Origin of the sequence: Gordonia araii NBRC 100433, from assembly GCF_000241265.1 — a bacterium.
GTDB lineage: Bacteria > Actinomycetota > Actinomycetes > Mycobacteriales > Mycobacteriaceae > Gordonia > Gordonia araii.
The window spans coordinates 1-9415 of the sequence record NZ_BAEE01000014.1; the positions used below are offsets into that span (position 1 = coordinate 1).

At 67.5% G+C, this 9415-nt stretch carries 10 protein-coding genes; 8 read left to right on the forward strand and 2 right to left on the reverse strand.

The genetic code is table 11. From position 1 onward, the window contains the following. Positions 1-1520: acyl-CoA dehydrogenase family protein (locus GOARA_RS02600; protein ID WP_040521506.1), on the forward strand; the 1520-nt coding region annotated here is incomplete at its 5' end. 3 nt (positions 1521-1523) lie between these two features. Here the strand turns inward: GOARA_RS02600 and GOARA_RS02605 are convergent. Together GOARA_RS02605 and GOARA_RS02610 are read right to left on the reverse strand one after the other, a co-directional pair. Continuing rightward, complete coding sequence (locus tag GOARA_RS02605; RefSeq protein WP_007320731.1) at positions 1524-3299, reverse strand: ABC transporter ATP-binding protein; 1776 nt, start codon at positions 3297-3299, stop codon at positions 1524-1526. Next, positions 3296-5077 (reverse strand): ABC transporter ATP-binding protein, encoded by a 1782-nt coding sequence (locus GOARA_RS02610; RefSeq protein ID WP_007320732.1) that lies wholly within the window; start codon positions 5075-5077, stop codon positions 3296-3298. Before GOARA_RS02610 ends, GOARA_RS02605 begins: the two co-directional genes overlap by 4 nt. 45 nt (positions 5078-5122) lie before the next feature. On the opposite strand from GOARA_RS02610, the gene GOARA_RS02615 reads away from it, so the two are divergent. The 7 genes from GOARA_RS02615 to GOARA_RS02645 all read left to right on the forward strand — a co-directional run bounded on the left by GOARA_RS02615 (position 5123) and on the right by GOARA_RS02645 (position 9370). Then, a complete protein-coding gene (locus GOARA_RS02615; RefSeq protein ID WP_138947505.1) occupies positions 5123-5761 on the forward strand; it encodes a helix-turn-helix domain-containing protein in 639 nt (212 codons plus the stop codon). Between the two features lie 184 nt (positions 5762-5945). Beyond that, positions 5946-6290, forward strand: coding sequence for an ArsR/SmtB family transcription factor (locus tag GOARA_RS02620; RefSeq protein ID WP_007320734.1), 345 nt, complete (start codon positions 5946-5948; stop codon positions 6288-6290). Continuing rightward, the gene (locus GOARA_RS02625; RefSeq protein ID WP_007320735.1) at positions 6283-6549 is read left to right on the forward strand and encodes a hypothetical protein; all 267 of its coding nucleotides are present in this window, start codon (positions 6283-6285) and stop codon (positions 6547-6549) included. Before GOARA_RS02620 ends, GOARA_RS02625 begins: the two co-directional genes overlap by 8 nt. Before the next feature lie 57 nt (positions 6550-6606). Beyond that, entirely contained in the window at positions 6607-7344 is a 738-nt protein-coding gene (locus GOARA_RS02630; RefSeq protein ID WP_007320736.1) for a FadR/GntR family transcriptional regulator, read from the forward strand. Positions 7345-7353: 9 nt separating this feature from the next. Continuing rightward, on the forward strand, positions 7354-8184 hold the full coding sequence (locus GOARA_RS02635) for a sterol desaturase family protein (RefSeq protein ID WP_007320737.1): 831 nt from the start codon (positions 7354-7356) through the stop codon (positions 8182-8184). A gap of 150 nt (positions 8185-8334) precedes the next feature. Then, positions 8335-8997: a trimeric intracellular cation channel family protein gene (locus GOARA_RS02640; protein ID WP_007320738.1), complete on the forward strand. Its 663-nt coding sequence runs from the start codon at positions 8335-8337 to the stop codon at positions 8995-8997. A 22-nt stretch (positions 8998-9019) separates the two neighbouring features. After that, positions 9020-9370 (forward strand): hypothetical protein, encoded by a 351-nt coding sequence (locus GOARA_RS02645; RefSeq protein WP_007320739.1) that lies wholly within the window; start codon positions 9020-9022, stop codon positions 9368-9370. Positions 9371-9415 lie beyond the last annotated feature (45 nt).

A 9415-nucleotide genomic window follows, 5' to 3' on the forward strand; every position in this document is an offset into this window, starting at 1 on the left:
AGGAGATCCGGGAGATGGGTCGGTTGGCGGGCACGGCCGAGGCTCGCGAGTGGGGGCGGCTGGCCGAACGCGTACCGCCGCGTCTGCTCACCCACGACCGCTACGGCCACCGAATCGACGAGGTGGAATACGTCCCGGCCTATCACGAGCTGATGAAGACGGCCATCGGACACGGCCTTGGCGGCACCGCCTGGGCCGACGATCGGCCGGGCGCCCACGTCGCCCGCGCCGCGAAGTCCTTCGCCTGGGGGACCGTCGATCCCGGCCACCTGTGCCCCGTGTCGATGACCTACGCGGTCGTACCGGCGCTGCGGGCAAACCCTGAGCTGGCCGCGAGGTTCGAACCACTGCTGACCAACCGCGTCTATGACTTCGGTCTGCGCGACCCGGCGACCAAGTCGGGCCTGATCGCGGGAATGTCGATGACCGAGAAGCAGGGCGGTTCGGACGTGCGCGCCAACACGACGACCGCGACGCCGATCGACGGCGAGCCGGGCGCGTACCGGATCGTCGGACACAAATGGTTCACCTCGGCGCCCATGTCGGACCTGTTCCTCACGCTCGCGCAGGCTCCCGGTGGCCTCTCGTGTTTCCTGCTGCCGCGTGTGCTGCCCGGCGGCGACCTGAACCCGATCCGCTTCCAGAGGCTCAAGGACAAGCTCGGAAACAAATCCAACGCCTCCGCCGAGATCGAGTACGAGAACGCCGTCGGGTGGCTGGTCGGCGAGGAGGGGCGAGGGGTCAAGACCATCGTCGAGATGGTCAACATGACGCGTCTGGACTGCGTCGTCGCATCAGCGTCCGGAATGCGGTCCGCGTTCGTCCAGGCCGCCCACCATGCCCGGCACCGATCGGTCTTCGGGAAACCGCTCGTCGACCAGCCTCTGATGCGCAATGTGCTCGCCGACCTGGCGCTGGAGTCCGAAGCGGCGACCACTGTAATGATGCGGCTGGCCGGTGCGCATGACCGTGCGATTCACGGCGACGACGGCGAGGCCGCGTTGCGGCGGATCGGTCTTGCGGCGACCAAGTACTACGTCTGCAAGCGCGGGCCGATCGTGGCCGCCGAGGCGCTGGAATGCCTGGGCGGCAACGGATACATCGAGGACTTCGACATGGCCAGGCTGTACCGCGAAATGCCGCTCATGTCGATCTGGGAAGGATCGGGCAATGTCGCAGCGCTCGACACCCTGCGTGCCATGGCACGGGAGCCGCACACCGTCGACGCCTTCTTCGCCGAGGCCGATCTCGCCTCCGGCGCCGACCCGCGCTACGACGACGCGCTGACGGCGCTGAAGAAGGAGCTGACCTACTTCGACGACATCGAGCTGCGGGCACGACGAATAGTCGAGCAGATGGCGCTCGTCCTGCAGGCTGGGCTGCTGATCAGGACCGGACCGGACGCGGTCGCGCAGGCCTATTGCGCGTCGCGACTGGACCGGGACTGGGGGACCGTGTTCGGCACCTTGCCGCCGCAGACGGATATCGACGCCATCCTCAAGCATGCTGAGCCCATCTGACGATCAAGGTTGCGACATCGGGCGGGCGGGGTACGGCTCAGCGCCGTCACCGATGCGCCAGTGCCGGGCCCGCTGATACTGCCGGCTGATCCTGGCGAACGTCCCGTCGGTCTCCAGCAGCGTTGCCGGGGTTCCCGCCTCCACCACTTGTCCCGCATCGAGCGATACGACGTGATCGGCCGCGGCGAGTGTTGCCGGACGGTGGGCGATCACGATGACGGTGCGGTCCGGGTCGGTGCCGAGGTTCGCGATGGCTTGGGTGATCGCCGCCTCGTTCTCCGGGTCGAGAGCGGAACTCGCTTCGTCGACGAGCACGATGCGGGCCTGTTTGAGCATGGCCCGGGCGATCGCGACGCGCTGACGCTCGCCGCCTGACAGTTGTGCTCCCGCCTCGCCGACACGGGTGTTCCAGCCGCCCGGCAGCCGTGCGATCACCTCGTCCAGCCGTGCGGCGCCGGCGACGCGGCGGAGTTCGTCCCACGTGGCGTCGGGCCGCGCCAGGCGCAGATTGTTCTCGATGCTGTCGTCGAACAGGTAGACGTCCTGGAAGACGATCGCGATCTCGTCGAGCAGCGCACCCGGATCGAGGTCGCGTACGTCGACGCCGCCGATGCGCACCTGGCCCGCCTGGACGTCGAAGAACCGGGCGATGAGCCGGGTCACCGTGGTCTTTCCCGAACCCGATGGGCCGACTAGCGCGGTCGTCGTACCTGCCCGACAGACCATCGACACGTCGCGCAGCGCGGGCGCATCACCACCGGGATAGGTGAACGTGACCCGGTCCAGCTCGACGTGGGGCTCGCCGATCCGGTGCACCGGATCGGTCGGTGCGGGCAGCGGTGGTGTGGCGAGGAAATCCTCGAGCCGGGCGATCTTGTTGGTCATCGCGCGCAATGCCCCGATGAGGTCGATCAGATTGCCGAGCGGCTGCAGGAAGCGAGCGGCCAACACCAGCAGCGCCACGCCGGTGGCCACCTCGACGCGCTCGCTGAGCATCAGCCAGGCCACCAGGGCGAGTACGGCCACGAATCCGGTCGCGACCACACCGGTGTAGCGGAAGAACGGTCGGCGGGCTCGATCCATGCCGGCCCGGTAGGTGTCGCGATGGTCGTCGAGCGCCGCACGCATTCGGGGTGTACCGCCGGCGAGACCGGCAGCACGGAGCACCGGCTGAGCCTGGCCGAGTTCGATCGCCCGGCTGGCCACATCGGCCGAGGCGCGCTCCAACTCGATCTCCGCCTCGGCGGCGACTCGCGCGGCGCGGCGCAGCGCCGATGAGGCAAGCAGAGCGATCAGGCACAGCAGCACCGCCACACGCCAGTCAACGACGAACACGATCGCGACGATGGTTGCGGGCAGCAGCGTCGACGTGATGACCGGTTTGCCGATCACCACCGCCAGGTGTGCGGCGTCGCCGACGTCAGCGGTGACCCCCCGCGCGAGCCGCGCCTTCTGGGTAGCGGTGAACCAGCCCAACGGGAGCGTGCTCACGTGGCGCATCAGCTGCTGGCGCAACTGTGCGGCGAGAGCACCCGCCGCGGCATATCCCACCGGGTCGGAGACGATGGCCAGGACCCCGTACAGGACGGCGCCGATAGCGCCGAGCACGAGCCACGGCGCCGCGGCGGAAATGTCGGGCTCCGGCTGGACGACCGCGTGGAGGATCGGCACCAGCAGGCCGAGCAGCAGCCCCTGCAGGACGGCCTCGATCGCGGTGAGCGACCAGAGCCGGGCCAGCAGCTTCGGGTCGGGCCAGAGGCGGTAGAGGCGGCGGATCATGCCGGAACTCCCGTCTGGGCGGCCCACATTCGGGCATACAGGCCGTTTCGCGCGAGCAGTTCATGATGGCGGCCCCGTTCCAGCAGGCGGCCGTTGTCCAGGACGAGGATCTGGTCGGCACCGGCGATGGTGTGTAGCGGGTGCGCGATCACGAGCACCGTCTTGCCCACGGCCAGCCTGGCCAGCGCATCCTGAACGGCCGTCTCGCTGTCGGGGTCGAGCGCAGCGGTTGCTTCGTCGAGCACGACGATCGGTGCTCCGGCGAGGATTGCCCGCGCGATCGTCAGGCGTTGACGCTCCCCGCCGGAGAGGGCACCGCCGCCCGCGTCGAGTGGCGTCGCATAACCGCGGGGCAGTGCTTCGATCACGTCGTGGATGTGGGCGGCGATCGCCGCCTGACGGATTTCGTCGTCGCTGGCACCGGGCCGGCCGATACGGATGTTTTCCGCGACGCTGTCGCGCAGGAGCGCGACGTCCTGGAACACCAGCGACATCGAGGCCAGCAGGTCGGCCGAGCCGATCTCGCGGATGTCGACACCGCCGATCCGGATCGCACCGCCCGTCACGTCGTAGAACCGCGGTAGCAGGCTCGCCAGCGTGGTCTTGCCCGCGCCCGACGGCCCGACGATCGCGGTGACCGTGCCCGGTGGGCACACGGCGGTCACATCGTCGACGGCGCAGGTCGTCCCGTCGTAGGCGAACGACACGTGGTCGAACTCGACGCCGTGGCCGCTCGGGCTGCGTGGCTGTCCCGGCTCGGGTAGCGGTGTCTGCGACAGCAGCCGTTCGATGTTGGCCGCCCCCATCCGTCCTTTCCGCACTGCCTGAGCCCCGGACACGGCCGGGATGATCGATGCGGGCAGGCCGACCGCGACGACCAGGAACGCCACCAGATCAGAGCCGGTGAGCGACCCCCGGGCGATGAATGCCACGCCCGCCGCCGTGACCGCCGCGAGGACCGTCATCTCCGAGCCGAGCAGGCGGGTCACCGCCGTGCTGTACCGCACCTCGTCGACCCAGGCGGCGAACGCGTCGGCATACTCGTTCACGGCCTCGTCGAAGCGACGCAGTACCCGACCTCCGGTGCCGAACGCCTTGACCACCTGGATACCGTCGGCGTACGCGATGCTGGCACTGCTGATTCGCCCCTCCGCAGCGATCAGCCGGTTCACATGGGTCGTCATCGAGCGCATCGAGATCCGATAGCTGATCGCCATCAGACCGAGGACGCCCAGCACGACCAGCGCCATCGGGACGTCGACGAAGAACAGGTAGCCCACCGACACCGACGTCACCGTGACCGCTCCCACCAGCTGACCCAAAGCGTGTGCGATGACCTCGTGCATCTCCTCCAAGTCACCGGTCATCGCCCTCTTGACCCGGCCGGAGCCGGCGTCGCGAAACCACCCCAGGGGCAGCGAGCCGAGGTGACGCACGATCCGCGACCGCAGGTCGTACAGAATCGCGGCGTCCGCATAGTGCCCGACGCGGGAGGACTGCACCAGCAACACGAGCCACAGCGCGGCCCCGACGGCCCCGGTGGTCACCCAACTCCAGACGACGGTGGGCGACGCCTGTCGATCATCGAGCATGATCCGCGCGATCTCGGCGGCGGCGATGTAGGGCACGATCCCCGCCGCCGCGGACACTGCTGACAGCGCGCCGCACACGATCAAGTGAGGCCGGATTGGCGCGAACAGTCGCGCGAGGGAGCCTGGCGCCGCGAGGCCCAGGGGTTGTTCCGTACTGATACCGGGGTCGGAAGCCGAGTTCGCCACGGCTCAATCTTGAATCTTCAAGTCAACTTGATGTCAAATGCCGGTATGAACACCACTGAGGCTGTCTCGATCGGCAAGGCCGCGGCGCTCTACGACATCGCTCCCTCGACGTTGCGATGGTGGGAGTCCCAAAACGTGCTGCCTGAACCGCACCGCGTGAACGGACGGCGCGCCTACGACGAAACCGAGCTGCGTCGCGTCGGCCTCGCGTATCTGTGCTGCGTGACGGGTGGCATGCCGCTGGAACAGGCGGCGGTCGTGACGGGCGGTCGCCGCAACGAGGAATGGCAGCGGACGGTCAGAGGCCACGCGGCACTGATCGAGGAGAAGATCGAGAAGCTGCGGAGCGCCCGCGCGTACCTGATCCACCTGCTGGAATGCCCCGACGACAACATCGTGGACGAATGTCCCTCGCTCGACGGCGAGCTGATGAGCCACACTCCACGCGGCCGGATTCCCGTCGCGAGCTTCGTCGCCGCGGCACATTCTGTGCCTGATCCGGCCGCTACCTCTGCTCAACGTGACGAAATAGAAGCATGGCGTGACGAAACAGGTGCGCCTCAGAGTCGCTGTGCGGTGTGCGCGAGCATATTCACCCAGCCGTCCACCGGGCGGCGGCGCCGGTATTGCTCGCGAGCATGCCGGCAACGGCGCTACCGCGAGACCGTGCCCGTGCGGGGATAGGCGTTTGTGTTGGGTGCCGGGTCAGCCCGCACTCGTCGTCCCGTCCAGCGACTCCATTCGCGGTGCTCCTCTCGGACGGCGACAGCTGCCTCCACCGTAGGCCCGAACACCGATGTGTCGGTGAGCATCGACATATGAAAGAAATGATTGACATATCTCAGTAGAACCTGACACGATCGGGAATGTGACGAAGAAGGAGATCGACGGAGACGCATTGCTGGCGGCGCTGTCGGCGTTGGCGAACCCGCACCGGCTGCGCATCGTCGCGGCGCTGCACGCCGGGCCGACGTACGTGAGCCAGCTGGCCCGGGACCTCGGCATCAGCCGTCCGCTCGTGCACATGCACCTGCAGCGATTGGCCGAAGCCGGGCTCGTCCGTGGCGAGACCACCGTCGCCGACGACGGCAAGGCCCACCGCTATTTCACCGTCACCGACTTCGCGTGGTCGATCGATCCGGCGACCGTCGCCGGGGCTGTATCGACTCTCACGCAACCGACCAACGACAGAAAGGCTCGAAACGATGGTTGAGGACTGGACCGGTGTCATCTTCGGTATGGGAGTGCTGATCTTGGGGACGATCCTCGTGGTCGTCGTGCTCCTGGTGGCCAGCTCGCTGGCGAAAGCGAAGGTCGCACGACGCGACGAGGAGAAGCTGGAAGAACTCGTCAAACGCTACGAGGCGTTGTCGACGCAGTTGCGCGAACATCAGGAGACGCTGGCCGCCGATACCGGCGACGTCCGTCGTCGCGTGGTCGAGATCGAGCGAATCTTGCGGGAAGTCGACTGATCAGAGTACTGGTACAACCAGTTGACCAGATGATCTCGGCGTGGCACACTCGCGTCCGTGGACATCACTCCGATCACACGTGCCGCGGTCTCCGACGAGGTGTTCGCGCGGCTCGTCGACGAGATATTGTCGGGCCGCCTGGCTCCCGGCGATGCGCTGCCGGCTGAGCGGGAACTCGCGGAACGGTTCGGCGTGAACCGTCATGCGATTCGCGAGGCACTCAAAGGCGTACGACAGGCTCGCCTCGTCCACATCGCGCAGGGCGGGAAGACCAGGGTTCTCGACTGGCGGGAGAACGCCGGCCTTGAGGTGCTGAGCACCCTCGCCTCGGTCGGCGTCGTCCCGCCGATCAGGCTGTTGCGCGATGTGACCGAGATGCGTCGCAGCGTGGCCGCCGACGCCGCGCGACTGTGCGCGGAACGTGCGTCCGATAGCCAGCGCGCCGCGATCGTCGAGCTAGCCGACGACTATCCGGACGGCGGGTATGCGGCCGACGCGGCCTTCTGGACGGCCGTCATCGAGGGCTCCGGGAACCTTGCGTATCTGCTGGCGCTCAACACCTTGCTCGCCGGCATGCGCGGGGTGGGGGAGAGCGTCTTCGGCGCTTTGGGCCTCGACGGTGAACTCTTCGACCGTCGGGCCCACGTGGAGCTCGCGCGACGGATCGCCGACGGCGACGGCGACGGGGCTCACCGCCTCACGTCGGAGTTGCTCGGTCGAGTGATCGTCTCCCTCGACGCGCTGGCCAGCGAGGTCAGCATCGAAGACGCCACGTCCGGCGTCCCCGGGAATTAAGGGGCGACCGTGTTCGATCTCGTCCGTGCGGCCATCCCGGTGTTCGTCGCCTGCCTGGCGCTGGAGTATCTCTCCTTCCGCTTCCTTCCCGACGACGACGAGCTTGGCTACAACCGTCGCGACACCCGCACCAGCCTGCTCATGGGACTGGGCAACGTCATCATCAACCTGGGCTGGAAGCTCGTCGTCGTCGCGGTGCTCGCTGGCGCGTATCTCGTTGCGCCCATTCATCTTTCGGCGACCAACCCGCTCACCTGGGTGGTGCTGTTCTTCGCCGACGACCTGGCCTACTACTGGTACCACCGCACCCACCACACGATCAGAGTGCTGTGGGCGAGCCACGTCGTGCATCATTCGAGCACGTTCTACAACCTGTCCACCGCGCTGCGGCAGCCGTGGACGCCGTTCAGCTCGCTCCCGTACTGGATTCCGTTGGCACTCATCGGGATTCCGCCGTGGATGATCCTCCTTCAGCAGTCGGTGAGTCTGGTCTACCAGTTCTTCCTCCACACCGAGCGCGTCGGAAAGCTGTGGAGGCCAATCGAGTTCCTCATGAACACCCCGTCCCACCATCGGGTGCACCACGGTTCCAACGACGCGTACCTCGACCGCAACTACGGTGGCATCCTCATCGTCTGGGACCGGCTGTTCGGGACTTTCGAACCCGAAGGCGAGCGCGTGGACTACGGACTCACGAAGAACATCGAAACCCACAACCCGCTGAAGGTCGCCACGCACGAGTTCGGCGCCATCATCCGGGACGTGCGATCGGCGGCCACCTGGCGACACCGCTGGGGCTATATCGTCAAAGGGCCGGGGTGGTCGCCAGCGGCAGAGTAAGACGTGGACATGGCTGAGACTTGTCGCCGGTCGGTCGAAATGGGTCGCCTGCATGCTCATCGTCGGAACGTGGATCTGGTTCTGCCCCGAACCCGCCGCTGCCGCTGACTAGGGTGAATTGTCGCCGTCGTCGAGGGGTGGGAGAAGCCCGTGCTGCTCAGCGTTCTGAACTATGTCGGCATGGCCGTGTTCGCGGCGTCGGGTGCGCTGATCGGCGTACGAAAGCGGCTCGACGCGTTCGGGATCTGGACGTTGGCCGTACTCACCGGGCTGGGCGGGGGCGTGGCCCGCGACCTGTTGCTCGGCATCACTCCGCCCACGACCTTCAAAGGGTGGGAGAACCTCACCGTCACGTCGGTCGCCGCGTTCGTGGTGTTCTTCTTCCATCCGCAGTTCGGGTCGCTGCGCCGGACGGTCGACGTGCTCGACGCGTTCGGGGTCGCGTTGTTCGCGTCCACCGGAGCCCTGCTGGCGGTCCACGCCGACACCAGCCCGCTGGCGGCGGCCCTGATCGGCGTCACGACGGGTCTGGGCGGTGGGATCCTGCGCGACGTACTCGTGAACGAGGTGCCGCTGCTCCTGCGGGGAGGTGAGCTGGTCGCCGTGCCCGCCCTCGTCGGCGCCGGGCTCACCGTCGCGGTGGATCAAGCCGGCGGGGGCGAGGTGTGGGCGCTCGTCGTCGGCACCTCGGTCGCGTTCTTCTTCCGGGTCATCGTCATGTGGCGCGGCTGGACCGCGCCCTACGCACCCGACAACGCGTGGGCGGGTATTGCCGGATTGGCGCGACGACGCCGGGATCGCCCCACGCCGTGAGAAGACCGGCTAGTCTGGGCGGATGGATCTACTACGCAGCGTAATAGTTCTCCTGCACATCGTGGGGTTCGCGATCACTTTCGGCGCACTGTTCGCCGAGGCGGTCGCTCGGCGGTTCGAGTTCACCCGGGTGGCGCACTACGGTCTGCTGCTCTCGTTGGTCACCGGGCTGGCACTCGCCGCGCCGTGGGGTACGGACGTGACGCTCAACCACGCGAAGATCGCTGTGAAGCTCGGGATCCTCATCGTCCTGGGCGCCGTAATGGGGATCGGCGTCGCACGGTCGAAGCGAACCGGCGAGCCCAGCCCGCCCTTGTTCTTCGCCGCACTGATCCTGTCGGCCACCGCGGCCGCCATCGCGGTCATCGTGTAGTGCGAGCGATGTCGGCTCGCGGGGTCTCGATACGCCGTCTCGCCC